Here is a 25,001-nt window from a genome sequence, read left to right as displayed (position 1 = left end):
TAAACTCTACTTCATAGCTGATGGAGTAAATCTAATTATGATCCCCAACATCCTACGCCAAGCTTCGGCTTTTATTCTGGCTCGTCCGCAGCCAAACTATCAGCGCTTTTTGCTCCAAAAAATTGATTTTAAAGAAGCTTTGATTGGTATTAAAGGCGCGCGAGGCTGTGGTAAAACCACTTTACTGCTACAACATGCCTTAAATGCTGGTATTGAACCTGCACGCATCTTGTATATTGCCTGTGATCATCCCGCGATGGTTGATGTGAGTTTGTATGAGCTAGCCCAAACTTTCTACCAAGAAGGCGGGCAACTCTTGTTATTAGACGAAATTCATAAAAGCAAAAATTTTGCGGCTCACCTCAAAGCCATTCGTGACACCTTTGACTTGCAAGTGATCTTTTCAGGTTCGTCAGCCTTACGAATTGAACATGAGTTAGGCGATTTATCACGCCGTGCGGTGGTCTACCACTTGCCAGTTTTATCCTTGCGTGAGTTTATGGAGATTGAGACAGGACAAACATTTGCTGCTATGAGCTTGCCGGAATTATTAGACCAGCATGTGAATCTTGCGCAGCAGATCATGCGTCAAGTTCGCCCGATTGAGCAATTTAAAAAATATTTAAATTATGGCGCTTATCCATTTTATCGTGAGTCTTTGGATAATTACCCGCGCAAATTATTAGAAGTGATTAATCAAGCCATAGACTCGGATTTAGCAGGCATTTATTCGATTGAAACTAGCAAGCTCGATAAATTAAAAAAGTTGCTCTATATGCTGTGTAGCACTGACCCTGTTGAGCTGAATATTTCCAAACTGAGTGCAGCGGTTGGCACATCATGGGCAACCTTAGCGAAATATTTAGAGCGCATGCAAGCGGGTAGCCTAATTCATATAGTGCGTGCTGGTTCTGGAATGCGCACGGTAAATAAGCCGGATAAATTATTATTGGATAACGCTAATCTCTTTCAAGTATTGTGTGCTGCACCTAATAGCGGTTTTTTACGTGAAACCTTTTTTGTTTCTCAATTAAGCTATCAACATCAAGTGCATTACCACGATCAAGGGGATTTTAGCGTTGATGATGACTGGATTTTTGAGATTGGCGGGGCAAATAAAAGTTTGAAGCAACTCAAAGGACAAGCGCAAAGCTATGCGATACTGGATGATGTGGTAGTGGGTGATGGGCGGCGTGTACCTTTATGGATGTTTGGGATGTTGTATTAGTGTTTATTACGGTTTGGGGTTAAGTTGAGCCAATATTTAGGCTAGTAAATTACCTTGTTTAATTACCGGTGTTTTATCTGTTAGCACTGTAAAAAATATCGATCTGAGGAGCTAATCGGTTATTGAATTATTTCAATTTTAGAAAAACTGAAATCAATAATTTTAAGCGATTCTAAGTATATGAAAAATAGCTTCTTGTTTAGAGAGGCCTATAAATTTAAGGCTTAAGCTTTAGTTTATAGGTTTTTTCTATAAAATATCCCATAATTTTCCAAGTGCCTTGATCATTATGTAAAGCCACTCTTTCATTGGCACTTAAATTTTGGAAATGAGTTTCTGTTCCAAGCATGGCATACTCGCCCACCGGTGCGTCATCAACAGTATTCATGAAAGCAATAGCTACAATTTTGCGATGTTTAACCATGCCAACAGCATCACGCATCTGATGCAGGGTGGTGAACCAATTCTTTTGGTTTAAGCTTTGCTGTAGTAATGGGCTCACAGTCTCCCATGTTTCATCTATTTTCCCCTTATCCAATTTTTCTAAGAAAGTACCAGATGCTTTTGCGACCAGTTTTTGTTCTTCAACAGTGCCCCGTCGCATTTCAGGAGACTCCTTAATTTGGGCTTTAACGACACAACCTGCTAAAAGAAAAGCCGAAATAAAAAAAATTATGAGCTTCTTCATTAAATACCTAGCTTTAAATTTAATTGGGTATAGCAAATTTTATAGTAATTTCTATAAAGTGTACATTATGAAATTGATGTTCAGTTAATCACGCTCATAAAAGCTAAAAATATCTCGGTGCATTCCCAGCCTTCCATTTAATATTACAACCCAAAGAAGCTACCTGATTCTCTGGTGCTGCCATGCCTGCCAACAAACTATCGACAGCATCACGCATATCTTGACCTGTGATTGGTTCGTCATTGCGTGGACGTGAGCCATCGAATTGACCGCGATAATAAAGCTTGTGATGCGCATCAAATAAGAAGAAATCCGGCGTACAGGCGGCTTGATAAGCTTTTGCTACTTGCTGAGATTCATCAAATAAGTAGGGGAAGGTATAAGGGACATCGTTGACTTGCTGAATCATTTTTTCAGGACTGTCATCAGGGTAATTGGCCACATCATTTGCATTAATCGCAACAACGGCAACACCCTTGGCTTGATATTCTTCAGCAAAACGCGCAAACACGTTTTGAATATGCAACACATAAGGACAATGGTTGCAGATGAAAGCAACTAATAAAGGTTGGCCTTGAAAGTTATTTAAGGAAACGGTTTTGCCTGTTGCTGGTTCTGGCAAGGAGAAATCAGGGGCAGTCGTGCCCAGAGCTAACATTGTTGAAGGTGTACGTGCCATAGCTAATCCTCAGTATTATCTGGACTTAGTGTAGAGCGGCTGGGCAGTACATGCTATTACACTAAAGTGATGAGGTATCAATGCTGAGTAATTTATTGGGATTTAACACCCAATGGGGGTCAAACAAGGTTTTCAAGGCGCGCATATAAGCGATTTCCTCGGCACTACGGCTATAAGCTAAATAGTCGCGTTTCAATAAACCCACCCCATGTTCCGCCGAAATACTCCCCTGCAAACTTTGCGTTAAAACGAACACTTGCTCATTGACGGCGGCACAATGCTCGAAGAACTCAGCTTTGTCCATCGTGGCAGGTTTGAGGATATTCAAATGCAGATTGCCATCACCAATATGCCCATACCAAATCACTTCAAATGCCGCATAGCGCTCGGTCACAATCTGGTCGACAGCCTTTAAGAATTCAGCCACCAGTGAAACGCGCACCGACAAATCATTTTTGTAAGGCGTATACACCGCAATCGTTTCGGAAATCATTTCTCGCAAACGCCATAAATTTTTCGCTTGAGTTTGGCTTTGACTCATCACACCATCCAACACGAAGCCTTGCTCAATGCAATCCTGAAATGCTTGCAAAGCCGCCTGTTCGCGCTGCGCACTGTCATTTTCAAATTCCAGCAAAGCATAGTAGGGCGCGGGTGTCACAAAAGGTTTGGCTAGTCCTTTATCTTGCACCACATAATGCAACGCGCGATCTGAGAAAAACTCGAAAGCCGTTAAATCCAAGTTCGCTTGAAAGCGTTGCAAGATCTGCATCAACGCTGCAAATTCGGGTACACCTAATACCAACACGGTGAGATTTTCCGGTGCACGAAGCAACTGTAAAGTGGCTTGGGTAATGATCCCCAGGGTGCCTTCTGAACCAATAAACAGATGGCGTAAATCGTAGCCTGTCGCATTTTTTACAAGGCCATGATTGAGTTTAAGCAGTTCGCCTTTGCCAGTGACAATTTCTAAACCTAATACCTGCTGACGAGTCAAACCATAGCGAATCACTTTAATGCCGCCTGCATTAGTCGCTATATTGCCGCCGATTTGACTAGAACCGGCGGAGGCAAAATCGACAGGATAAAAAAGCCCTTTAGTTTCCGCAAACTGCTGAAGCTGTGCGGTAATTACGCCTGCCTCACAAACCAGACTACGATCCTGCGCATGGAAAGCTAATATTTTATTCATACGTGCTAGCGATACGACCAACTCGCCTTGGGCAGCAACGGCTCCACCACTTAAGCCTGTTCTCCCACCAGAAGGGACCAGTTTAAAACCGTTTTGATTGGCTAATTGAATAATCGCTTGGACTTGTGCCGTGGACGTGGGCAAAGCAATGGCGGACGGGGCTGGCTCATACGTTTTGGTCCAATCACGCCCGTAGGTTTGGCAACTTAGGGGATCAGTACGCAAGCCTTGATCGCCGAGTAGGTTGTGAAGACGGCCGAGAATTTCTGGATTCATATGCAAGCCTAATTGCTTTGAAGCAGTTCAATATAGCAGATTGCTGCGTGCAAGAATTGCCAAAGCTCGTGCAAGCTCGCACAATAGCGCCGCATGAAAATCCTAGAAAATATATCGCTTAAATCGCTTAATAGTTTCGGCTTGGATGTCAAAGCCCGTTACTTTTGTACACTCGCAACTTTAGGTGGTTTGCGCACGGTCTTGCAGTGGCGTAAAACCTATCCGGATTTGCCAGTGCTATTTCTGGGCGGTGGCAGCAATATGCTGTTTGTATCGGATTTTCGCGGTTTAGTGGTGAAGGTAGCTTTGCGCGAACGAAGCGTATTAGCAGAAGATCAAGACTATGTCTATGTACGTGCAGGGGCGGGCGAGAATTGGCATGAAACCGTGCGTTGGGCGATTGAGCAAGGTTATGCGGGTTTAGAGAATTTATCGCTCATTCCGGGGACGGTCGGCGCTGCGCCCATGCAGAATATAGGTGCTTATGGGGTTGAACTAAAAGATTGTTTTCATGAGTTGCTAGCGCTGGATTGGCAAACCGCAGAATTGCGTCATTTTAGTTTAGAAGCTTGCCAATTTGCTTATCGGGATAGTTATTTTAAGTCAATTGAGCCGAATCGTTGGTTGATTGCCTCCGTTACCTTTCGTTTACCGAAAAAGCCGGTGTGGCACTTGGATTATGCAGGCGTGCCGGAGTATTTAAAAGGTCAAGAACCAAGTGCGCGCTTGATTAGCGATGCCATTATGGCTATCCGCCAAGCTAAATTGCCCGATCCTGCGGTGTTGGGTAATGCCGGAAGTTTCTTCAAAAACCCCTTAATTAGTGCTGAGCACTATGCGCAGTTGAAAGTAACTTACCCCAACATGCCTGCTTGGCCACAAGCGGATGGTTTAGTGAAGTTATCAGCCGGCTGGCTCATTGATCAACTGGGTTGGAAAGGGAAGCGTGTCAAAGATGCCGGAACCTATGAGAAGCACGCTTTAGTATTAGTCAATCATGGTACTGCAACAGGTACAGAGCTTTGGGCGTTTGCGCAGGAAATCATTCAGTCAGTACAGGTGCGCTTTGGGCTGGCGCTTGAGCCAGAACCTCGAGTGATTGAGTAGAACCCCAGCGTTGAATGGCTTTTTCCAGTTCTTTCAATTGGATAGGTTTTAATAAACACGCATTCATGCCCGATTGAATATAGTGTTCTTGATCTTCCGGCAAGACATTGGCCGTTAACGCTAAAATGGGTATTGGCCAATCTGCATAGGTGCTGCGAATCTTCATCGTCGCTTCTACGCCACCCATGACTGGCATCTGTACATCCATCAAAATCAAGTCAAAGCTTCTGTTCTCGGCCAGTTCAGTGAGTGCTTTTGCGCCATTGTCTAATATAGTGACATGATGACCCAAGCGCGCTAATAAGCCGTTTGCTACTAACTGATTCACCTTATTATCTTCTACCACCAAGATATTTAAACGTTTTTGTTGTTGAAATTTTTCGTTATCGTTGGGCTGCGTGTTGGCTTGAACGCCTTCGTTATGAAAAAGTTGAGATAGTTTTAGCGGTGTGACCGGTTTATGTAGAATGTGGTAATCATTAGCATAATGTTTAAAATTTGCCGACCCATTGGGGCAGGGGCAATAAACAGATTGTCCAGTTAAATGCGCAAGGTGTTTAATACGATCTTTGAAGCGTTGGGCTAGAGAATGTAATTGGTTACATTGATTCCATTGTGTGTCTGTGCAGTTTTGTGGGATAGATAATAACCAATCATATGTTTGCTGTTGGATAAGTTTCTCTACAGTCTTTAAATCAAACGCAATTTCAATAGATTTTAATTGTAATTGTTGGAGTTGCTCGAATAAAAGACGCCCTTGTAAAGGTGAGTCCGTTAATATAATACAGCGGATTTCCGGACAGGGTTTTAAAGCCAACGCTTGAACGACTTTAGCTTCAGTCTTAAGTAAGGGTAATTCAAACCAAAAGGTTGTTCCTTTATCCAGTTCACTATACACGCCAATTTTGCCGTGCATTAAATTAACTAATTTTTGAGTAATGGCGAGACCTAAACCAGTACCACTTTGATTATGCTGATCTTCTGGTCTTATTTGGCTGAAGGTCTTGAATAAATCATTCATGCGATCTTCTGGAATACCACAGCCGCTATCTTCTATTTCAAAGCGCAACATCTGCGCGTGTTTAGAACGTTTAATACGTAGAGCAGTATAACCTTGCTTGGTAAATTTCAGCGCATTTCCAATTAGATTGGTAAGGATTTGCCGTAAGCGAGCCGAATCACCATATAAAATAGCGGGCACATCATGGTGTATAATACTGACTAGCTCTAATTGTTTTTGGCTAGCAATACCATCTAGGGTTTCTAAAATAGCAGAGATATGTTGGCAAAGATCAAATTCCTCCTGAATTAATTCAAGCCTATCAGCATTGAGGCGCGATAAGTCGAGAATGTCATTAATGAGGCTAAGTAGTGATAAGGAAGTATTTAAAATCGTATCGACTTGGCGTATTTGATCTGGTAGTAATTGGCTGCCTTTTAATAAAGTAGCCATTCCAATAATACCATTCATCGGAGTACGGATCTCATGACTCATGGTTGCTAGGAAATTAGTTTTAGCACGATCTGCCTTTAAGGCAGTATCGCGTGCTGACACTAGTTCTTGAGTACGCTGAACGACTTTTTCTTCCAAAGATTCAGCAAGCTGACGTAATTCTTGGTTGGTGTAATACAATTCACGGCTTTTATCTTCTAATAGCCGTTCAGCTTCTTGGCGCGCTTTACGCTCGCGATATAAGCGTTGTTGTAGGCGTTTAATAGCGTCGCTTTGATCCATGATGACTATTGTAAGATGATTTCAAAGTCAGCATGTGCACCATTAAGCGGCTTGTGATCGTGGACTACCATTTGGGCACTCGTATTGTAGTATTTAAAACAAGCTTGTAAAAAACCTTCAATAACCACTAAAAAAGCATGAGGAGAGCGGTAAGTGAATAAAAGGCGATTCGTGTCTAGGCGTTTAGTTTGAAATGAGGGCATTCGCTCATTCGGATAGAGCTTTAATATTTCTACTTCAACATAAATATTTAGTGATTCCAATAGATCGAAAGCAGTTTCACGTTTTTTGAAAAAATGCGCGTTTAGCTTAAATAGCTCATGAAAAATATGAGCGCCATATTGGGATAATATGTAGTTTAATGATTCGCCTGTTAACGTAGATAAGGTATGCACTAATGAAACGAGTTCACTATGGTGATAACTTCCAACAGTAGTATAAGCCCCTTCAGAGGGTAAATTCGATTTTGCAATAATATCATCAACCATATTCGCTGAATAAAGTTGTTCTACCATTTCGAGAAATGTTGTGAAGAAAATACCTTTCATTTAGGGTGTCGCGCTAGTTGCTGGGCTGGATGCTTGCGCTAGCCACTGGTTAAGGAGATGAAATTCTTCCAAAGCCTGCAGATAATCCTTACGTGCGCGTGCTTGATCTTGGTGATGACGATAGTTCTCTAATTGAATAATAGCCTGTGCGAAAGACATGGCACCGAGGGCTTGACTGGTAGATTTGAGTTGGTGACAAAATTGACCAACTTGTTCTGCCTGATGAGCGGTTAAAGCCGTACCGATTTGTTTCATTAAGTGTTCGGTATCGCTTTGGAAACTTGCTAAAACAGCCGTGAAGCCTTCTTCACCTAAAGCTTCTTGGAGTGCGGTATAGGTTTCGGTATTAAATGGGTGCATAGCGTCAGCCAGATAGAATTTGTTATATTTGTAACTTATACTACCATAGTTGTATTAAATGACTATAGCCATAAGACTATCGGTTGCACCTGTTTCAAGCTAGTATAGCGCCCCATACTCTATGTTATAAATTCACATGTCTTATCAGCCCCCTCCTAATCATGGTCTCAACTGCGTCTATGTTGATGATTTTCTTATTGTAGTGAATAAACCGGCTGGTTTATTGTCAGTGCCGGGTCGGGGTGTTGAAAAGCAAGATTGTTTATGGAGTAGGGTGGGTGAGGTCTACACGGATGTACGCACCGTACATCGTTTAGATATGGGGACTTCGGGTTTAGTGGTGTTGGCTCGGGGTGTTGAGATGGAGCGTGCTTTAAGCATCCAATTTCAAAAACGCTTAGTGAGCAAAAAGTATCAGGCGCTTGTGACGGGTAATATTTATCCTAGTCAGGGCGCGATTGATTTGCCCTTACTGACTGATTGGCCTAATCGACCACGCCAGAAAGTTGATTTTTTAAACGGCAAGCCTTCACAAACTTTATATCAAAAACAGTGGTTTGATCCAGATCGAAATATAAGTGGGGTGGATTTACAGCCTTTAACGGGACGTTCTCATCAATTGCGCGTGCATTTAGCAAGTTTGGGTCATGCGATTTTGGGGGATGAATTGTATGCAATACCTGAAGTTTATCAGCAATCTACACGCTTATTACTCCACGCTTATTATTTAGGTTTTACTCATCCAATCACAGCCAACTTCTTAAGTTTTTATGCACCGGCACAAGATTTTTTCATGCCATAAAAAAAGCCCAGCAAGCTGGGCTTTGTAGGACATGCTAATGCTTAGGGCATAGCATCCAATTCTTCATCTTTGCGCTCAGGCGGAATGAGGGATTCCTTACTAATACCCATCGTAATCAACATACTGCTGGCAATATAAATGGTAGAGTAAACACCACTAATAATACCAACGATTAAAGCCAAAGAGAAATTGCGCGTAGCATCACTACCAAAAACATAAATGGCGACCACTACAATCAAAGTAGCGAAGGAGGTCATAATGGTACGCACTAAGGTTTCATTGATCGAGATATTCAAGACATTAGTCACGGTTTCAGTACGCAGCTTACGGAAGTTTTCTCGTTCTCGGTCGAAAATAACAATGGTGTCATTAATCGAATAGCCCAGAATCGCCAATACAGCCGCAAGGACAGATAAATCAAATTCGAGTTGAGTGAGAGCAAAGAAGCCAACAGTCACAACAGCGTCATGTAATAAGGAGGCAATAGCTGCAACCGCAAAACGATACTCAAAACGGAAGGCGACATAGAGCATAATGCCACCCAAGGTCACTAAAAAGGCTAAGCCACCTTGCTCACGTAATTCATCGCCGACCTGCGGACCCACGAAATCAACACGTTTTACTTCAACATTCGGCGTTTCACTTTTTAGAATGGCCGTCATTTTTTCGCTTAACGCTGCACGTGCTTCGGGCGATTCATTATTTTCACCTTTTTTAGGGGTGAGGCGAATCATAATGTCACGGCTACTACCGAAGTTTTGCACAATGCCCTGATAGCCATTCTTTGCAAGCAATTGACGTACTTCATCAGGCGCTTTACTACTTGGGTAGGCAACCTCCATGACCGTGCCGCCCGTGAAATCGATACCTAAATTGAGGCCGCGCACTACAATTAATATTAGTGACGCAATAATAAAAAATATCGAAAGGGCGGCAGCAATCCGACGATTACGCAAGCCCATGAAATCAATAAGTTTCTTAGTTAGCATAGCGTAATCTCCTAGATGCTCAATTTATCGAGGCGACGACCGCCATACAGTAAATTCACAATGGCACGGCTACCCATGACTGCTGTAAACATGGTCGTGAAAATACCAATCGCTAACGTAACTGCGAAGCCTTTAATCGGTCCGGTACCAAAGGCGAATAAAGCAATCGCGGCAATCAAGGTGGTCAAGTTAGCGTCGAAGATGGTATCAGAGGCTTGCGAATAACCACGGCTAATCGCGGTTTGTATCGGTACTTTATTCGCTAACTCTTCTTTAATACGCTCATTTATTAACACATTGGCATCCACTGCCATACCCAGCGTTAACACAATACCCGCTATGCCGGGAACCGTTAGTGTTGCTTGAATAATCGACATGGCAGCAATCAACATCACCACGTTGATAATTAAAGCTGCATTCGCAATTAAACCGAACATACGATAAGCCACTGCCATAAAGAGCATGACTAAGCCACAGCCAATTAAGCCAGAGATAAAGCCTTTATCAATATTCTCTTGACCTAAATTAGGGCCAACCGTGCGCTCTTCCACAATGTATAAAGGCGCAGCCAAGGCACCTGCACGTAATAAAAGTGCTAAATTATTGGCTTCGGTGGGCGAATCTAAACCGGTAATTTGGAAGCGCTTACTTAATTGCTCTTGAATGGTCGCAACATTGATGACTTCCTCGGTTTTAATTGGGGTCCGAACGGTTTTCCCTTCGACTTGGGTTTCTTGAATTTTGCTTTCAATAAACACCACCGCCATGGGTTTTTGTACGTTTTCACCCGTAACTTTGCTAAAGCGATTGGCGCCTTGCGCATCCAACACTACATTAACGGAAGGGCGGTTATTTTGGTCAAAACCCGCGCTAGCATCGGTAATCGAATCACCGGTGAGCATCACTTGGCGCTTCAATAAAATCGGACTGCCATTCCGTTCTTTATACAATTGTGTGCCCATGGGAATACGTTTTGTCGCAGCCGCTTCAGTGGCGCTTGCTCCCGAATCATCGACCAAGCGAAATTCTAAGGTCGCTGTCGCGCCTAGAATATTTTTCGCTTGTGCCGAATCTTGAATGCCGGGTAATTGCACGACAATACGACCTGCACCTTGTTGCTGAATAATAGGCTCAGATACCCCTAATTCATTAACCCGTTTGCGGAGGGTGGTAATGTTCTGTTGTAGTGCAAAGGTTTCAATATTAGCTAAGTGCGTAGGCGACATGGTGGCGACTAAACTAACGGTATCGCTAGCGGTGCCATCTTGGAAAATTAAATCCGACTGATAAGTTTTTTGCAGTTCTTTCAAAGCAGCCGTGCGATCTTCAGGTGTTTTGAATTTGACATTCACTGCATCATTTTCAATGGCTACCCCTAAGTAGGCGAGCTTAGCTTCGCGCATGACATCCCGAAACTCTTCCTCATAACGCGCCAACGCTTTTTGCCGTGCTGCAGGCATATCCACTTCGAGAAGAAAATGCACCCCACCGCGTAGATCCAAGCCCAAGAACATCGGCTTTGCCCCTAAAGCGCTTAGCCATTTTGGGGTAGAGGGTGCTAAATTCATCGCTACAATATATTCATTCCCCAAGGATTTTTTGGCCTCTTCTGCGGCACGTAATTGGGTTTCCGTATCATTAAAGCGAATGAGTGTTTGCTTGGTATTAAATTCAGTCGTTTTGGGCAGGAGTTTTTGCGCAGTCAAATCCTGTGTGAGCTTGTCGATCACTGCTTGATCGAGAGGACGTTCGTGCACCGGACTAATTTGCAACGCCGGATCAGAAGGATAAAGATTCGGAAGTGCGTAAATTAAGCTAATAAAGAAAGCGCCGAAAACAAGCGCGTACTTCCATAAAGGATAGCGATTCATTGTTATGTTCCATTGCAACAAGCCCCTAGCTTGCGGTGTGACACAAGCTTAGGGGAAACGTTGGAAAAAATTATGCGCCCTTGATCGTGCCTTTTGGCATGACACTGGCAATTGCGTTCTTTTGTATTTTTACTTGTACCCCATCAGCAATTTCAAGTTGGATAAAGTTATCCCCAACCTGTGCGATTTTGCCTAATACGCCGCCATTGGTGACGATTTCATCCCCTTTATTTAAGGCTGCTAACATAGTTTTATGATCTTTTTGGCGTTTCTGCTGGGGGCGAATAATCATAAAGTACATAATGCCGAAGAAGACCAGCATCATAAGTACTAGCTCCAAGCCGCCGCCTACGGGCCCCGCACCTGCTTGTTGCGCATAAGCATCCGAAATCAAAAAACTCATGGTATTACTCCGTGTAAACATCAAAACAAGAGGCGGTTTCTGCCTAATTGATACGCAGTGTGCCGCAAGCGCGCGCTATTATGCCAGTTCCCACGCAAAACTAATAATGTGTTGTAAGTGTTTTTCGCGCAAACGGCATAGCAAGACGCGATCCACGCCAATCGCAACGCCTGCGCAGAAGGGTAATTTCCCTAATTCAAGTGCGCTTAAAAAGCGCTCATCCACTGTCACCGCGGTCTTACGCTGCTGATTGCCGTGGATTAGGGTGTGCCGATTAGCCACAGGGTTCTGCTGTTCTTGATAGCCATTGCCCAACTCCATTGCGCCGCAATAAACCTCAAAACGCTCTGCCACCCAATAGCCTTGTTCTTGTTTTACACGCGCTAAAGCGGCTTGCTCGGCGGGGTAATGATAAATAAAGCTTAAGCGATCGGGGGCGAAATTGGGTTCAATACAGTGTGTAAATAACAGGTCATACCAAGCTTGGCGCGACAAATCACTTTGCACCTCTAGGCCTTGTTGTTTGGCACAAGCGGCTAATGCTGTATCGCTCGCTGTATAGGGATCGATAGCTAAATAATGTAGAAAGCTCTCACGATAGGTTAAAATATCAGGTTCAGGCTGCAAATGCGGAATTAAGAGCTGTAGTAGCTGAGCCACTTCCTGCATTAAACGCTGATAAGTGAAGCCGACGCGATAATATTCCAGCATGGTAAATTCTGGATTATGGCGGCGTCCATATTCATCGTCACGCCATACTTTGCATAACTGATAAATATCACCACTACCATTGGCCAATAAGCGTTTCATGGGATACTCAGGCGAAGTATGCAAATAGCGCCTACCCTCGGGTAACACTACACTAAAACTGGCTAAGGCGGGATCGGTTGTGCCCGCTTGTGAGAGTGCAGGCGTTTCGACTTCCAATACTCCCCGTTCAGCAAAAAACGCGCGTATTTGCTCATTTAAGCAAGCGCGCGCTTTGAGTGCATGAAAAGTGGCGGAAGGACGCCAGCTAGGATTCGGCATTACTTAACGCGAGAAACGTATTCGCCAGTACGAGTGTCGATTTTCAAAATTTCGTCTTGTTCCATGTATAAAGGTACTTTAACCACAGCACCCGTTTCTAAACGCGCTGGTTTTGTACCTCCACTGGCCGTATCACCTTTCACACCCGGATCCGTTTCGACGATTTTCAGCTCAACAAAGTTAGGCGGTGTAATCGTTAAAGGTGCATCATTCCATAAGGTAACCATGCAGATTTCATTGCCTTTGAGCCACTTTGAGCAATCGGCCACTGCTGCTTCGGTTGCGCCTACTTGCTCGAAAGAACCATCGGTCGCCATGAAATGCCAGAATTCACCGTCGTGATAGAGAAATTCCATTTCACGATCCATGACATCAGCCGCTTCAACGCTATCCCCTGACTTCCATGTTTTCTCAACCGTGCGGCCTGTTTTAAGATTGCGTACCCGAACGCGGTTAAAGGCTTGGCCTTTACCAGGCTTTACAAATTCATTCTCAACGATGGTATAAGGATCACCATCAATAATCAGTTTTAGCCCCGAACGGAATTCGCTAGTGTTATAACTGGCCATGATTAAGCTTGCTCCAAAAATTACTCAATTTTAAAAGGCGTGTATGATAACCGGAATTGCTCAAAAAAATCAGACAAAAAATTTAACCTTTCCTCTCTTCAGTGATGCTATTCCTTCAGGTTGTGACATGCCTAGCGCTTGGCAACGTCAATTAGCCAATGCGGTGCGTGATCCGCTTGAACTGATTCGTTTGTTGGAGTTGCCACCAGCGCCGTGGGTCAGCCGTGAGGCAGCACAATCATTTAGCACGCTAGTGACACAGAGTTATCTAGCACGGATGCGTAAAGCCGATTGGTCCGATCCTTTATTACGCCAAGTTTTACCTTTAACGGAGGAACTAATAAGTATTGCTGATTACGGAGTCGATCCGGTGGGTGATCAGCACGCCTTAGTAAGTGAAGGTGTGCTACATAAATACTATAACCGTGTGCTATTAGTTACTACCGGCGCTTGTGCCATTCATTGCCGCTATTGTTTTCGCCGTCACTTCCCCTATAGCGAAGCTACCGCCAGTCGGAATCATTGGCAGGCTGCTTGGGATTATCTGGCTGCACACCCCGAGGTAGATGAGGTCATTTTAAGTGGCGGTGATCCTTTAGTGCTATCCGATCAAAGGCTATTCGATTTGTGCCACAAACTTGAGACTATTAAACACTTAAAGCGGATTCGGATTCATTCGCGCTTGCCGATTGTTTTGCCTGAGCGCATTGATGAGAGTTTTATCAATGGCTTACAAGCTTTGCAGTTACAGCTAGTGCTCGTGGTTCATGCTAATCATGCACAAGAGTTAGAAGGCGAGGCCATTGCCACTGCTTTTCAGCGGTTACGGCGTTCCGGTGTGATTTTGCTGAACCAGAGTGTCTTATTGCGCGGTGTGAATGATTCAGTAGTGGCGCTAAAGGCGTTGAGTGAAGCGTTAATAGCGCATTCGATTCTGCCTTATTACTTACATTATTTAGATAAGGTGCAAGGTGCGGCACATTTTGCACTACCGCTGGTCGAGGCACAGCAACTTATACGGCAATTACGCAGTCAAATTTCGGGTTATCTCGTTCCTGAACTGGTGGTAGAAGAGGCAGGTAAGCCTGCTAAAACACCTATACCGACTGGCGATTAAAGTGGTTTTTTTAAAGCTAACGTGATAAAAAACAAAGAAAAATAACAATGCTAACAATGGCACATAATATGAAAAATCATTCTATAGCACTCCGTTTTATGTCCGTTACTTTGGTGCTTGGCGCATCTATCACTAGCGCTTATGCTGGCCCCTTGTTACGTTGGGTGGATGAAAATGGTAGGGTAAATTACTCCTATGACATCCCTAGTCAGCTAAAAACAACAGGCCATGTTGAGTTGTCACCAACGGGCTATGTCGTCAAACAAATTGCACCCAATAAAACGCCGCAGGAGATTGCTGAGGAAAAATATCTTAAAGATCAAGCAACGGCGCGACGTTTAGCGGATGATCAGTTACGCATTGAGGATTCCGGTTTATTAGGCACTTATGAAAGCTTAGAGCAATTGGATGAGTTTTATAATGTGCGTATCGATTTGGTCAGAGATCGTCGTAAACTCTTGGAAGCGTTCAAACCTAAGCTGAATAAAGAAATCGAGGTTTCTGAACAGCAATTGGCTAAAACCCCCTCAGAAAGTAATAAAAAGAAGCTGCAAGAGTTAATTGCTGAAAAAAAGAAAGAATTAGAAACGTATGCGACGGCCATCCAGCAGAACTTCGAAGAAGAGTATAAAATGCAGACCGAGTTCATGCAACGTCGTGAGCGTTTGGAGTTCTTGTTGAAGCAGCGTGAGGCGCGTTTAGCCGAGAAAACACGCGAAAAAGATGAGGTAGAAAAGGCTTATCAAGAGCTGCTACGTAAAAAATAGTTTATAAGTCTTCTGCGCTTTACTAATAATTTTTCCAAAGCGCTTCAATTTAGGACTAAGCAGGTGTTTAAAATTTAATCTAATCGTTTTAAGTTGCTCTCTTCTTGGAATCTTCTATTTTATCAAAGTCAGGCTTGATAAAACACGTTGACCTATTGTTGCTAAATTGGTTAATCTTAGATTTATGCACCAACACCTAATGCAAAAATTCAAAGCGCTTTGAGTGTCGTGTCGCGGGTCAATGTTTTTTAAAAGTGAGGAGAGTCACAATGGGCAAGTTTCCCAAGAAGTCTTTGTTAAGCGTTTGCTTGGCAGCGATGCTGAGTCTAGGCGTTAGTGCACAGGCAGCTGATTTGAAGTTTAAGCCGGGCGAGGATACAAAGCGTTTTCACTGGGATAGTTATGAGGCTTTAAAAAAGACCGATCTGAAAGGGGAAAAAATTACTGTTTTTGGTCCTTGGGTAGGTGCAGATAAAGATTTAATCGAAAGTGTTCTAGAGTATTTCCGTCAGGCGACTGGCGCTGAGGTTGAATACACTGGCTCGAACTCTTTTGAGCAAAAAATTGTGATTGATACTCAAGCCGGTAGTGCTTCAAATATTGCTATTTTCCCACAGCCCGGCTTGGCATCTGACTTGGCCGCTAAAGGTTTATTGACCCCCTTAGGTGATGACACCAAAAACTGGGTGAAGGATAATTACTCAGCAGGCCAATCATGGGTTGATTTAGGTACCTATAAAAATAAAGAAGGCAAGGATGATTTCTACGGCTTTTTCTTTAAAGTCGATTTGAAGTCTTTGGTTTGGTATTCGCCAGAGAACTTCGAAGATGCGGGTTATAAAGTTCCAGAAAGCATGGAAGACCTGAAAGCATTAACCGAAAAAATGGTCGCTGATGGGCATACACCTTGGTGTATTGGTTTGGGTTCTGGGGATGCAACAGGCTGGCCAGCAACAGATTGGGTTGAAGACCTCATGCTGCGCACTCAAAAACCAGATGTGTATGATAAGTGGGTTAAAAATGAGGTCAAATTCGATGACGCTGCTGTGACAGGCGCAATTGATGAATTTGGTTGGTTTGCACGTAATCCAAAGTTTGCTGATGGTGGTGCAAGTGGTGTAGCGTCTACGGATTTCCGCGATAGCCCTAAAGGTCTATTTGCTTCACCGCCTAAGTGTTATTTACATCGTCAAGCTTCTTTCGTCTCCACCTTCTTTCCTGAAGGCACAAAATTGGGTGAAGATGCAGATTTCTTCTATTTCCCTGCTTATAAAGAAAAAGACCTCGGTAAACCCGTATTAGGTGCTGGTACGCTATTTGCGATTACTAAAGAGTCTAAGGGCGCACGAGCTTTAATTGATTTCTTGAAAACCCCAATTGCGCATGAAGTGTGGATGGCACAATCGGGCTTCTTAACACCGTTTAAAGGTGTGAATGCGGATGCTTATGCCAATGATACCTTGAAGAAGCAAGGTCAAATTCTATTAGATGCGACTACCTTCCGCTTTGACGGTTCAGATTTAATGCCGGGTAAAATCGGTGCTGGTGCATTCTGGACTGGCATGATTGATTATGTGGGTGGCAAGGACTCTAAAGAAGTCGGTGCTAGTATCCAAAAAACATGGGATGCGCTTAAGAAATAGATCCATGAGTTGGATGATATAAAGTCCTTTCACCATCTCAATTCCTGTCTAGAATTGAGATGGTTTTAAGACGACTTTACCTAAAGGAGGAGGCATATGGCACTACAGCTTTTCTACGCTTTTATCACCGTTGCATTAGGTTTATTTGGTGCAGCGTTTTATTTTTACGGTTCCAACTTACTACTTGATAAACTTTTTCCACTCACCACTGATAGCCACGCGAAAACGGCGCGTAATCTACGCATTACCAATGCTATTCGCCCTTGGCTTTTTTTGGGACCCGCTTTATTAGCCCTAGGCTTATATCTAGTTTATCCCGCTGTTGACTCAATTCGCCTCTCTTTCTACGACCGCAATGGCGAGCATTTTGTAGGTTTCAGCAATTATACGTGGCTATTAAGTGATGCTGAGTTTTGGCGCGCTTTCAAAAACAATATGTTGTGGCTATTAATCGTTCCAGCCTTATCAACCTTTTTCGGTTTGATTATTGCTGCCATGACCGATCGTATTTGGTGGGGCAATATCGCTAAAAGTCTAGTGTTTATGCCAATGGCAATTTCCTTCGTGGGTGCATCGATTATTTGGAAGTTTGTTTATGATTATCGGGCTGAAGGCGAGCAAATTGGCCTATTAAATGCTGTTGTGCAGTTTTTTGGAGGTACACCAGAACCGTGGATCACCTTGCCATTTTGGAATAACCTTTTTTTAATGGTTATTTTGATCTGGATTCAGACTGGCTTTGCAATGGTGATCTTGTCAGCAGCTTTACGGGGTATTTCTGAGGAAACCTTAGAAGCAGCTGTGATTGATGGCGCTAATGGGATGCAGATTTTCTTTCGCATCATGGTTCCACAAATTTGGGGAACCATTGCTGTCGTATGGACGACCATTACTATTACCGTTCTGAAGGTATTTGATATTGTTTTAGCCATGACGAATGGTCAGTGGAATACCCAAGTACTGGCGAATATGATGTATGACTGGATGTTCCGTGGTGGTGGTGATTTTGGGCGTGGTGCTGCGATTGCGGTGATTATTATGCTGCTGGTCATTCCCATCATGATTTGGAATATTCGCCGCGCTAATCAAGAAATGGAGGGGCAGTAAATGGTTAGGTCTAAGCAAGGGAAATTGCTCAATATCACCATGCAACTCAGTGTGCTATTGTTAGTCGTTATTTGGGTTGTGCCAACCTTTGGCTTATTAGTGTCTTCATTGCGTGACAAAAACCAGATTTCGGTGAATGGTTGGTGGAAAGCGCTAACTACTACCGAACAATCCTTAATTGCGCGTACCGATGACCTTGATAAGCAGCAAGTAATCGATGACAAGTATGTCCTTAAAGGCAAGATAGAAACCACTCATCCTATTTCTGCTTTTGGTGTGCGCTCTCAAGAGCCTAAAGCTTTCCAAGCAGGGCAGACTGCTGATTTAGGTAATAATCAGAGCATGACGGTTAATGCGGATGGTTCTTATAGTTTAAGTTCACCCACTGCCTTTGAAGCAGGGCGTGGTAAACGTATTTTCTATACTACCGAAGTCCCACCCCGTTTTACCCTTGATAATTACCGTGAAGTCTTAAGTGCACAAGGCTTAGGTCGCTCTTTTATTAATTCACTCACAGTAGCAATTCCGTCAACCATTATTCCGATCTTAGTGGCGGCCTACGCCGCTTACGCATTGGCCTGGATGCGCTTTCCTGGCCGTTCTTTGATTATTGCAATGGTGGTCGGTTTATTAGTCGTGCCGCTGCAAATGTCCCTGATTCCTTTATTGCGCTTATATAATGAAGTGGGTCTGGCCAAGACCTATTTAGGGGTTTGGCTCGCCCATATGGGCTTTGGCTTGCCATTAGCGATTTATTTGCTGCGCAATTATATCGTCGGCTTGCCGAAGGAAATTATGGAGTCAGCGCGCGTTGATGGTGCAACCCACTTTAATATCTTTCAGCGCATTGTATTACCCTTATCTTTCCCAGCGTTGGCATCCTTTGCTATTTTCCAGTTCTTATGGACTTGGAACGACTTGTTAGTGGCTATTGTGTTCTTAAGTAGTAGTGACGATCAGTTAGTCTTAACTGCGCGCTTACGTGCCATGTTAGGTACTTTAGGCGGGAACTGGGAAATTCTAACTGCTTCCGCATTTGTGACTATTTTTGTACCATTAATGGTGTTCTTTGGCCTACAACGCTACTTAGTACGAGGTATGTTGGCAGGTTCAGTGAAGTAATGGTGGAGATTAGCTGATTAACGGTAGCAGGTGCGGTAGACTTAAATGGCACGAGCGTAGGGAACTTAATGCTCCACTCGTCTGTCCAGCTTTATTTAAACGGAGTTTTTTATGAGCCAGAACCGCTTTTTTGTACCCTTTGCTACTTTGCTATTTGCAGCTTTGTTGAATGCTACTGCCTATGCAGCACCGCTTGAACTAAATGAGCCACAGTCGGCCAATTTGCAAAAAGTCGTTAATGTTGCACAAGGCGATACCTTAAATATGCGTGCCGGTGCAGGTATGCAGCATCCAGTCGTTGCCAAAATTCCTCACAATGGTTTGACTATTGTTGCCACCGGTCGCCGCAAAGGTAATTGGGCGGAAGTATTTTGGATGGGGCAAACAGGCTGGGTGAATGCTCAGTTCTTAAAGCCTATGAGTGATGGGGCAAAGGCGAGTGTTGATGCCGTTGACACACGAATGACTGAGGATGCCGAACCCATTATGCGTCCTACTAAAGATATGTTCCGCCCTAAATTTTCTAGCCAAGATTACTGGAAAGAGCGTTCCTATTGGAAGCAACCCAATCTTAATTAGTTTGTATAGACTTTATAGCAAACGCCGCGTTTAGTGCTACTAAGCACGGCGTTTTTAGTAGCTGATGCAGCTTAGAATACAATATCCCCTCGCACGATATACTGTTGTGCTGCTTTAAAGCGCTGAAAATATTCTAAACCTTCTAACCATGGGCCATGACCAGAAGCAATATTAATATGGCCTACTGCGCCTGCATTAATAAAACCACTTTCCCAACGTTCTGCCCATTTTTTTGCCTGTTCTAAAGGCATCCACGGGTCATTAGTACTAGCAATAACTAACGTGGGGAATTGCGGATAGTGTTGGGGTAATTTCAAAGTCAGCGAACGCTGAGCCGAGATATAAAAAATGCTCTCTTGAAAGCCATCACTATTAAAACGTTCAGGATTGGCAGGAGCAACTAACATGGCGCCTGCAATACGGTTGGTATATTGCTGTGCTGCTGCCATGGTGGTTAAACAGCCGAAACTATGTGCGACAATCCAAATCCTGCCTTGTACTTGCTCCATGTAGCGATTGAAGGTGTTCACCCACTCAGACAAAATCGGATTATCCCAATCAGGTTGTTCAACACGCACACAATTTCTGACCTTATGCTCAAACCACGATTGCCAGTGTTGTAAGCCGCTACCGTATAGACCAGGAACAATGAGAATATTTTCCATGAACTGTGTACTTAGATAAATAGAATGTCGACTATAAATCGGTTGGGCTGAGTCAGAAAAATAGTAAAAAATGGTTTATATATACTTATTCTTAAAAAGAACGAATAGCCTACTCAATATTCTTTTTCACGATAAGCAAAGCAATTTAAGTTGTTTTTTTATTGAAACAAAGCCTGTTAAGGTGTGTGCATCAATTAATCGGAGAAAATACGCCGTGAGCAATGCCGATTCACTTAGCAATGTTTTTTATACCAAACCTGTCGAAATTGTAAATCAAGAAAAAGCTGAGCAGATTTTAAATCAGGTACGTGCTGAAGCTCAACAGCAAGGTTTATTATTTGCGGGGCATATCACACCCTTAGAAGCATGGCAATTAGTAGTGTCGCAGTTTGCTGTTTTAATTGATGTTCGAACCAAAGAAGAATTAATTTTTGTCGGTCAAGTCCCTAATAGTTTACACGTCGCTTGGGCGACAGGAACTAGCCTAACGCGCAATCCCCGTTTTACACGCGAATTAGAACAAAAAGCCGCTAAAGATAAGGTTATTTTATTGTTATGTCGTAGCGGAAAACGCTCTGCCTTAGCTGCGGAAGCTGCCACTAAAGCAGGTTTTAAACATGTCTTTAATATTAGTGAAGGTTTTGAAGGTGAAATGAATGAGCAACAGCAGCGCGGTAAGCGTGGTGGTTGGCGTTACACAGGTCTGCCATGGTCTCAAGCTTAATCTATAAGGATATGGATCATGAGTTTACCCTTAAATAATTTTTCTGAATTACTACCTGAATTACATCAAAATGCTAATTGGCATCTAGCCACTATTGTTGCGGAATTAAATCAATTAAGAACCCAATGGCGTCATTCCCAACAGCGCCCACAGTTTTTAGGCAAACGGAATTTGCCAGTCTTGGAAATAGTACAGTCAATTATAAAAATTTTATCTAATGCTTTATTTCCGATGCGTTTAGGCTCGGCGGATTTACATCAAGAAGCGGAAGATTATTATGTCGGTTTGCAGTTAGATATTGCTCTAAACAAATTATTAAGCCAAGTACGCCTAGAGTTAATTTATCAGGCTTATTTAAATCAACCGCCTGCGGTTATTGATTATCCTTTTATTGAGCAAGAAGCGATTAAACGCACCCAAGCCTTTGCGGTGCAATTGCCAACTATTCGTCGTTTATTAGATCAGGATGTATTAGCCGCGTTTAAAGGTGATCCGGCCGCACGCAGTGTGGACGAGGTACTCATGTGTTACCCCGGTATCAAAGCAGTGTTGTATCACCGTATTGCACACCAGTGGTATCGACAAGAACTACCTTTATTAGCACGCATGCTTAGTGAGGTAGCTCATTCCGAAACAGGTGTGGATATTCATCCTGGAGCCACGATTGGTGAAGGTTTCTTTATTGATCACGGCACTGGTGTGGTGATCGGCGAGACCGCCATTATCGGCAAACAGGTGCGTTTATACCAAGCGGTTACACTGGGCGCTAAGAGTTTCCCGCGTGATCTGCACGGCAATTTACAAAAAGGTTTGCAACGTCATCCCACGCTTGAGGATGAAGTGGTGATTTATGCAGGTGCTACTGTGTTGGGCAATATTACGATCGGGCATCATTCCGTTATTGGCGGCAATGTCTGGCTCACGCATAGCGTCCCCGCACACAGTCATATACTACAGGAAAATCTACCCGTAAAAACCACACAACCACAGTCTTTTTGACAGTTTCCAACAATACTATTCACTTTTATTTTCATAAAGGAGTGCCGACATGGCTGAAACAACTCAAGCTCAACGAGCCTTGGGTGATGTAGCTGCGCGTCAACTAGCTAATGCTACCAAAACCGCCCCACAATTATCGACCCTCACCCCACGTTGGTTAGTGCAATTATTGCAATGGGTACCTGTGGAAGCAGGTATTTATCGCGTCAATCAGGTCAGTAATCCACAGCAAGTGCGTGTAGCTTGTACCCAGCGTGACGAAGCCCATCTACCTGAAACCTTTGTCGATTACGAAACGCAACCACGCGAATACTTCTTAAATGGTGTATCCACGATTTTAGATGTGCATACGCGTGTTTCTGATTTGTATAGCAGCCCACATGATCAGATTCGTGAACAGTTACGCTTGACGATTGAAACGATTAAAGAACGTCAAGAAAGTGAACTAATTAATAATCCTGAATACGGCTTACTGGCTAGTGTGAGTGATGAACAACGTATTTCCACGTTAACAGGTGCGCCAACCCCCGATGATTTGGACGATTTGTTAAGTAAGGTGTGGAAAGAACCTGCATTTTTCTTAACGCACCCACTTGGTTTAAATGCCTTTGCACGTGAATGTACTCGTCGTGGTGTACCACCGCCCACCACGAGTTTATTCGGCTCACCATTCATTACATGGCGCGGTATTCCGATTATTCCCTCAGACAAAGTACCGTTAGATGATGGCAAAACCAAATTTCTCTTATTACGCACAGGTGAAAAACGCCAAGGGGTCGTAGGCTTATTCCAACCTGGTTTAGTCGGTGAACAAAGTCCAGGCTTATCAGTACGTTTTATGGGCATTAATCGCAGTGCGATTGCTTCGTACTTAGTGTCTTTGTATTGTTCGCTCGCGGTGCTGACGGATGATGCACTAGCGGTTTTAGACGATGTGGAAGTAGGGAAATACCATGACTACCCAGACACCTATAAGTGATTCATTCGGAACAAATTGGAATGAAGCCACCCTCGCCGAGCTAGCTTCAACGCTTTATGGTACGTTGCAAACCGATAATGCGTTAGGACAATCCTTGCCAACCACGCTGAAACAATTGCCTGAGACACAAGCACACCAAGTAGTCAATTACCCTGCCCTCGCACAACGTGCACCTGCGCTTGTCAGTAGTAGTCTCGCCACAGGAACTGTACCTTATACCTACCCTGATCTCACAGGATTGCCACGTCATGGGGATCTACCCTCATTCCATCAAACCGCTTCAACGCCACAGTTCTATTTCCTCGATTCGTCGTTTGAACGGGTAGCGCCGCTTGCTCTCAATATTCCCACTTTTCCATTGGGAGCAGAACAGTGGTATCAACCGCAACCTCTAGGATTAGGGGGTAAACGCACAGGCTTTGACATACACCAAATACGCCAAGATTTTCCTATCTTGCAAGAAAAAGTGAATGGCAAGCCGCTGATTTGGTTTGATAATGCCGCGACCACCCAAAAGCCCAAGGTGGTCATTGATCGGCTGACTTATTTCTATGAACACGAGAATTCCAATGTGCATCGTGCCGCGCATGAATTAGCAGCACGTGCTTCGGATGCTTATGATCATGCTCGTTCGATAGTGGCTCATTTCATTGGGGCTAAATCCTCTGAAGAAGTGATTTTTGTACGCGGTACCACCGAAGGGATTAACCTGATTGCCAAGTCTTGGGGGCAGCAATACCTCAAGGCTGGTGATGAGATTATTATTTCGCATCTCGAGCATCATGCCAATATTGTGCCGTGGCAACAGTTACGCGAAACCCTTGGTATTGTTCTCAAAGTGATTCCTGTGGATGAGACGGGACAAATCCTGCTCAATGAATACCGTAAACTGTTATCACCGCGCACTAAATTAGTCTCGGTTACCCAAGTCTCGAATGCGCTGGGTACGGTGACACCAATTGCTGAAATCATTGCTTTAGCCAAAAGTGTTGGTGCTAAGACCTTAATTGATGGCGCACAAGGTATTTCGCATTTGCCAGTTAATGTACGAGCGCTGGATACCGATTTCTATGTATTTTCAGGGCATAAAATCTTTGGCCCGACAGGAATAGGAACAGTCTACGGTAAAGCAGAGGTGCTGGAATCGCTACAGCCTTGGCAAGGTGGCGGCAATATGATTGAGGATGTCACTTTTGAGAAAACCATCTTCCGCAAACCACCACTCCGCTTTGAAGCAGGCACGGCCAATATCGCCGATGCTGTGGGCCTAGGAGCAGCCTTAGAGTATGTGACTCATCTAGGATTACCCGTTATTGCAGCCCATGAGCATGCTTTATTAGAGTATGCAACCGAAGGGTTACGTCCCATAAAAGGGGTTAAACTGATTGGAACTGCCGCCGAAAAAGCCAGTGTAGTATCGTTTATTTTGAATGGTTATAGCACAGAACAAGTCGGTAAAGCCCTAAATGAACAGGGTATTGCGGTCCGAACAGGCCATCACTGTGCTCAACCGATCTTGCGTCGTTTTGGTCTAGAAACCACAGTACGTCCATCTTTGGCGTTTTATAATACCTTTGAGGAAATCGATACATTCATTGACGTGGTGAAACACTTAAGTCAACGGGGGTAAGCCTTTATAAGAGTCGTTCTGAATGAATGGCTCTTTCTTGTCCCAGCCACTAAGCATGTCCCTATCATATGAGTTTAGCCAACTGTTGCATACCCTAGTGTCATACTGCGAAAAGATAAGACTTAACGCTGTTAAATCTGTTTTGGATTGGTTCTTAAGGGCGTGCCTGCAAATACATTAGAGGTGTTGTATT

25 protein-coding genes are annotated in these 25,001 nt (G+C 43.8%); 13 read left to right on the top strand and 12 right to left on the bottom strand.

The window, feature by feature from the left end; translation table 11 throughout:
- Positions 1–37: 37 nt before the first annotated feature.
- A complete protein-coding gene (locus tag A3IE_RS0105555; RefSeq protein ID WP_020394609.1) occupies positions 38–1,228 on the top strand; it encodes an ATP-binding protein in 1,191 nt (396 codons plus the stop codon).
- Positions 1,229–1,445: 217 nt separating this feature from the next.
- Here the strand turns inward: A3IE_RS0105555 and A3IE_RS0105550 are convergent, their stop codons facing one another.
- The 3 genes from A3IE_RS0105550 to A3IE_RS0105540 form a co-directional block, all read right to left on the bottom strand.
- Positions 1,446–1,916, bottom strand: coding sequence for a DUF4019 domain-containing protein (locus tag A3IE_RS0105550; protein WP_083900583.1), 471 nt, complete (start codon positions 1,914–1,916; stop codon positions 1,446–1,448).
- Between the two features lie 103 nt (positions 1,917–2,019).
- Positions 2,020–2,595 carry a thioredoxin family protein gene (locus tag A3IE_RS0105545; RefSeq protein ID WP_020394607.1) on the bottom strand — a complete coding sequence of 192 codons (576 nt, stop codon included), beginning with the start codon at positions 2,593–2,595 and terminating at the stop codon, positions 2,020–2,022.
- Positions 2,596–2,656: 61 nt separating this feature from the next.
- Positions 2,657–4,063, bottom strand: coding sequence for an FAD-binding oxidoreductase (locus A3IE_RS0105540; protein WP_020394606.1), 1,407 nt, complete (start codon positions 4,061–4,063; stop codon positions 2,657–2,659).
- A gap of 93 nt (positions 4,064–4,156) precedes the next feature.
- Here A3IE_RS0105540 and murB point away from each other — a divergent pair, with 93 nt between their 5' ends.
- Complete coding sequence (murB, locus tag A3IE_RS0105535; protein WP_020394605.1) at positions 4,157–5,170, top strand: UDP-N-acetylmuramate dehydrogenase; 1,014 nt, start codon at positions 4,157–4,159, stop codon at positions 5,168–5,170.
- Here murB and A3IE_RS0105530 read toward each other — a convergent pair.
- From A3IE_RS0105530 to A3IE_RS0105520, 3 genes are read right to left on the bottom strand one after another with little or no spacing between them, the layout of a single operon-like run.
- Positions 5,106–6,905 (bottom strand): ATP-binding protein, encoded by a 1,800-nt coding sequence (locus tag A3IE_RS0105530; protein ID WP_020394604.1) that lies wholly within the window; start codon positions 6,903–6,905, stop codon positions 5,106–5,108. The two genes, murB and A3IE_RS0105530, sit on opposite strands and share 65 nt — an antisense overlap.
- Positions 6,906–6,910: 5 nt before the next feature.
- On the bottom strand, positions 6,911–7,453 hold the full coding sequence (locus A3IE_RS19990) for a heme NO-binding domain-containing protein (protein ID WP_020394603.1): 543 nt from the start codon (positions 7,451–7,453) through the stop codon (positions 6,911–6,913).
- Positions 7,454–7,813, bottom strand: a complete 360-nt coding sequence (locus tag A3IE_RS0105520; RefSeq protein ID WP_020394602.1) for an Hpt domain-containing protein — start codon at positions 7,811–7,813, stop codon at positions 7,454–7,456. It lies immediately after the preceding gene.
- 136 nt (positions 7,814–7,949) lie between these two features.
- On the opposite strand from A3IE_RS0105520, the gene A3IE_RS0105515 reads away from it, so the two are divergent.
- Positions 7,950–8,615, top strand: a complete 666-nt coding sequence (locus A3IE_RS0105515; RefSeq protein WP_020394601.1) for a pseudouridine synthase — start codon at positions 7,950–7,952, stop codon at positions 8,613–8,615.
- Positions 8,616–8,656: 41 nt separating this feature from the next.
- Here A3IE_RS0105515 and secF read toward each other — a convergent pair whose 3' ends face one another.
- The 5 genes from secF to efp form a co-directional block, all read right to left on the bottom strand.
- Positions 8,657–9,604, bottom strand: coding sequence for a protein translocase subunit SecF (gene secF / locus A3IE_RS0105510; RefSeq protein ID WP_020394600.1), 948 nt, complete (start codon positions 9,602–9,604; stop codon positions 8,657–8,659).
- Between the two features lie 11 nt (positions 9,605–9,615).
- Entirely contained in the window at positions 9,616–11,475 is a 1,860-nt protein-coding gene (gene secD / locus A3IE_RS0105505) for a protein translocase subunit SecD (protein WP_020394599.1), read from the bottom strand.
- Between the two features lie 70 nt (positions 11,476–11,545).
- Positions 11,546–11,878, bottom strand: a complete 333-nt coding sequence (gene yajC / locus A3IE_RS0105500) for a preprotein translocase subunit YajC (protein WP_020394598.1) — start codon at positions 11,876–11,878, stop codon at positions 11,546–11,548.
- Positions 11,879–11,956: 78 nt separating this feature from the next.
- Entirely contained in the window at positions 11,957–12,907 is a 951-nt protein-coding gene (epmA, locus tag A3IE_RS0105495) for an EF-P lysine aminoacylase EpmA (RefSeq protein WP_020394597.1), read from the bottom strand.
- Positions 12,907–13,476 carry an elongation factor P gene (gene efp / locus A3IE_RS0105490; protein ID WP_020394596.1) on the bottom strand — a complete coding sequence of 190 codons (570 nt, stop codon included), beginning with the start codon at positions 13,474–13,476 and terminating at the stop codon, positions 12,907–12,909. The genes epmA and efp overlap by 1 nt, the downstream gene beginning before the upstream one ends.
- Positions 13,477–13,603: 127 nt before the next feature.
- Here efp and epmB point away from each other — a divergent pair, with 127 nt between their 5' ends.
- The 6 genes from epmB to A3IE_RS0105460 all read left to right on the top strand — a co-directional run bounded on the left by epmB (position 13,604) and on the right by A3IE_RS0105460 (position 19,811).
- Positions 13,604–14,593, top strand: coding sequence for an EF-P beta-lysylation protein EpmB (gene epmB, locus A3IE_RS0105485; protein ID WP_033406544.1), 990 nt, complete (start codon positions 13,604–13,606; stop codon positions 14,591–14,593).
- 68 nt (positions 14,594–14,661) lie between these two features.
- Positions 14,662–15,360 carry a DUF4124 domain-containing protein gene (locus A3IE_RS0105480; RefSeq protein ID WP_157832839.1) on the top strand — a complete coding sequence of 233 codons (699 nt, stop codon included), beginning with the start codon at positions 14,662–14,664 and terminating at the stop codon, positions 15,358–15,360.
- A gap of 269 nt (positions 15,361–15,629) precedes the next feature.
- On the top strand, positions 15,630–17,003 hold the full coding sequence (locus tag A3IE_RS0105475) for an ABC transporter substrate-binding protein (RefSeq protein WP_020394593.1): 1,374 nt from the start codon (positions 15,630–15,632) through the stop codon (positions 17,001–17,003).
- A 96-nt stretch (positions 17,004–17,099) separates the two neighbouring features.
- The gene (locus A3IE_RS0105470; protein WP_020394592.1) at positions 17,100–18,110 is read left to right on the top strand and encodes a carbohydrate ABC transporter permease; all 1,011 of its coding nucleotides are present in this window, start codon (positions 17,100–17,102) and stop codon (positions 18,108–18,110) included.
- The gene (locus A3IE_RS0105465; RefSeq protein ID WP_020394591.1) at positions 18,111–19,232 is read left to right on the top strand and encodes a carbohydrate ABC transporter permease; all 1,122 of its coding nucleotides are present in this window, start codon (positions 18,111–18,113) and stop codon (positions 19,230–19,232) included.
- A 111-nt stretch (positions 19,233–19,343) separates the two neighbouring features.
- Positions 19,344–19,811 (top strand): SH3 domain-containing protein, encoded by a 468-nt coding sequence (locus A3IE_RS0105460; RefSeq protein ID WP_020394590.1) that lies wholly within the window; start codon positions 19,344–19,346, stop codon positions 19,809–19,811.
- Between the two features lie 71 nt (positions 19,812–19,882).
- Here A3IE_RS0105460 and A3IE_RS0105455 read toward each other — a convergent pair whose 3' ends face one another.
- Positions 19,883–20,476 (bottom strand): RBBP9/YdeN family alpha/beta hydrolase, encoded by a 594-nt coding sequence (locus A3IE_RS0105455; RefSeq protein WP_020394589.1) that lies wholly within the window; start codon positions 20,474–20,476, stop codon positions 19,883–19,885.
- Positions 20,477–20,690: 214 nt separating this feature from the next.
- Here A3IE_RS0105455 and A3IE_RS0105450 point away from each other — a divergent pair, with 214 nt between their 5' ends.
- Genes A3IE_RS0105450 through A3IE_RS19980 form a run of 4 tightly spaced genes read left to right on the top strand, consistent with a single transcriptional unit; the run spans position 20,691 to position 24,808 of the window.
- A complete protein-coding gene (locus tag A3IE_RS0105450) occupies positions 20,691–21,200 on the top strand; it encodes a rhodanese-like domain-containing protein (protein WP_020394588.1) in 510 nt (169 codons plus the stop codon).
- Positions 21,201–21,218: 18 nt separating this feature from the next.
- Positions 21,219–22,199 carry a serine O-acetyltransferase EpsC gene (gene epsC / locus A3IE_RS23155; protein ID WP_020394587.1) on the top strand — a complete coding sequence of 327 codons (981 nt, stop codon included), beginning with the start codon at positions 21,219–21,221 and terminating at the stop codon, positions 22,197–22,199.
- A gap of 49 nt (positions 22,200–22,248) precedes the next feature.
- Positions 22,249–23,178: a family 2A encapsulin nanocompartment shell protein gene (locus tag A3IE_RS0105440; RefSeq protein WP_020394586.1), complete on the top strand. Its 930-nt coding sequence runs from the start codon at positions 22,249–22,251 to the stop codon at positions 23,176–23,178.
- Positions 23,153–24,808: a family 2A encapsulin nanocompartment cargo protein cysteine desulfurase gene (locus A3IE_RS19980; RefSeq protein WP_020394585.1), complete on the top strand. Its 1,656-nt coding sequence runs from the start codon at positions 23,153–23,155 to the stop codon at positions 24,806–24,808. Before A3IE_RS0105440 ends, A3IE_RS19980 begins: the two co-directional genes overlap by 26 nt.
- The last annotated feature ends 193 nt before the right edge of the window (positions 24,809–25,001 follow it).

Origin of the sequence: Thiolinea disciformis DSM 14473 (assembly GCF_000371925.1) — a bacterium.
Lineage (GTDB): Bacteria > Pseudomonadota > Gammaproteobacteria > Thiotrichales > Thiotrichaceae > Thiolinea > Thiolinea disciformis.
Note: the sequence above shows the minus strand (reverse complement) of the source record. Positions and strands in the feature narration are given on the sequence as shown.

Excerpts from the sequence above, each read along its gene's own strand:
- A3IE_RS0105555 (WP_020394609.1), top strand. The coding sequence starts at position 38 with ATGATCCCCAACATCCTACGCCAAGCTTCGGCTTTTATTCTGGCTCGT.
- A3IE_RS0105550 (WP_083900583.1), bottom strand. The coding sequence starts at position 1,916 with ATGAAGAAGCTCATAATTTTTTTTATTTCGGCTTTTCTTTTAGCAGGT.
- A3IE_RS0105545 (WP_020394607.1), bottom strand. The coding sequence starts at position 2,595 with ATGGCACGTACACCTTCAACAATGTTAGCTCTGGGCACGACTGCCCCT.
- A3IE_RS0105540 (WP_020394606.1), bottom strand. The coding sequence starts at position 4,063 with ATGAATCCAGAAATTCTCGGCCGTCTTCACAACCTACTCGGCGATCAA.
- murB (WP_020394605.1), top strand. The coding sequence starts at position 4,157 with ATGAAAATCCTAGAAAATATATCGCTTAAATCGCTTAATAGTTTCGGC.
- A3IE_RS0105530 (WP_020394604.1), bottom strand. The coding sequence starts at position 6,905 with ATGGATCAAAGCGACGCTATTAAACGCCTACAACAACGCTTATATCGC.
- A3IE_RS19990 (WP_020394603.1), bottom strand. The coding sequence starts at position 7,453 with ATGAAAGGTATTTTCTTCACAACATTTCTCGAAATGGTAGAACAACTT.
- A3IE_RS0105520 (WP_020394602.1), bottom strand. The coding sequence starts at position 7,813 with ATGCACCCATTTAATACCGAAACCTATACCGCACTCCAAGAAGCTTTA.
- A3IE_RS0105515 (WP_020394601.1), top strand. The coding sequence starts at position 7,950 with ATGTCTTATCAGCCCCCTCCTAATCATGGTCTCAACTGCGTCTATGTT.
- secF (WP_020394600.1), bottom strand. The coding sequence starts at position 9,604 with ATGCTAACTAAGAAACTTATTGATTTCATGGGCTTGCGTAATCGTCGG.
- secD (WP_020394599.1), bottom strand. The coding sequence starts at position 11,475 with ATGAATCGCTATCCTTTATGGAAGTACGCGCTTGTTTTCGGCGCTTTC.
- yajC (WP_020394598.1), bottom strand. The coding sequence starts at position 11,878 with ATGAGTTTTTTGATTTCGGATGCTTATGCGCAACAAGCAGGTGCGGGG.
- epmA (WP_020394597.1), bottom strand. The coding sequence starts at position 12,907 with ATGCCGAATCCTAGCTGGCGTCCTTCCGCCACTTTTCATGCACTCAAA.
- efp (WP_020394596.1), bottom strand. The coding sequence starts at position 13,476 with ATGGCCAGTTATAACACTAGCGAATTCCGTTCGGGGCTAAAACTGATT.
- epmB (WP_033406544.1), top strand. The coding sequence starts at position 13,604 with ATGCCTAGCGCTTGGCAACGTCAATTAGCCAATGCGGTGCGTGATCCG.
- A3IE_RS0105480 (WP_157832839.1), top strand. The coding sequence starts at position 14,662 with ATGAAAAATCATTCTATAGCACTCCGTTTTATGTCCGTTACTTTGGTG.
- A3IE_RS0105475 (WP_020394593.1), top strand. The coding sequence starts at position 15,630 with ATGGGCAAGTTTCCCAAGAAGTCTTTGTTAAGCGTTTGCTTGGCAGCG.
- A3IE_RS0105470 (WP_020394592.1), top strand. The coding sequence starts at position 17,100 with ATGGCACTACAGCTTTTCTACGCTTTTATCACCGTTGCATTAGGTTTA.
- A3IE_RS0105465 (WP_020394591.1), top strand. The coding sequence starts at position 18,111 with ATGGTTAGGTCTAAGCAAGGGAAATTGCTCAATATCACCATGCAACTC.
- A3IE_RS0105460 (WP_020394590.1), top strand. The coding sequence starts at position 19,344 with ATGAGCCAGAACCGCTTTTTTGTACCCTTTGCTACTTTGCTATTTGCA.
- A3IE_RS0105455 (WP_020394589.1), bottom strand. The coding sequence starts at position 20,476 with ATGGAAAATATTCTCATTGTTCCTGGTCTATACGGTAGCGGCTTACAA.
- epsC (WP_020394587.1), top strand. The coding sequence starts at position 21,219 with ATGAGTTTACCCTTAAATAATTTTTCTGAATTACTACCTGAATTACAT.
- A3IE_RS0105440 (WP_020394586.1), top strand. The coding sequence starts at position 22,249 with ATGGCTGAAACAACTCAAGCTCAACGAGCCTTGGGTGATGTAGCTGCG.
- A3IE_RS19980 (WP_020394585.1), top strand. The coding sequence starts at position 23,153 with ATGACTACCCAGACACCTATAAGTGATTCATTCGGAACAAATTGGAAT.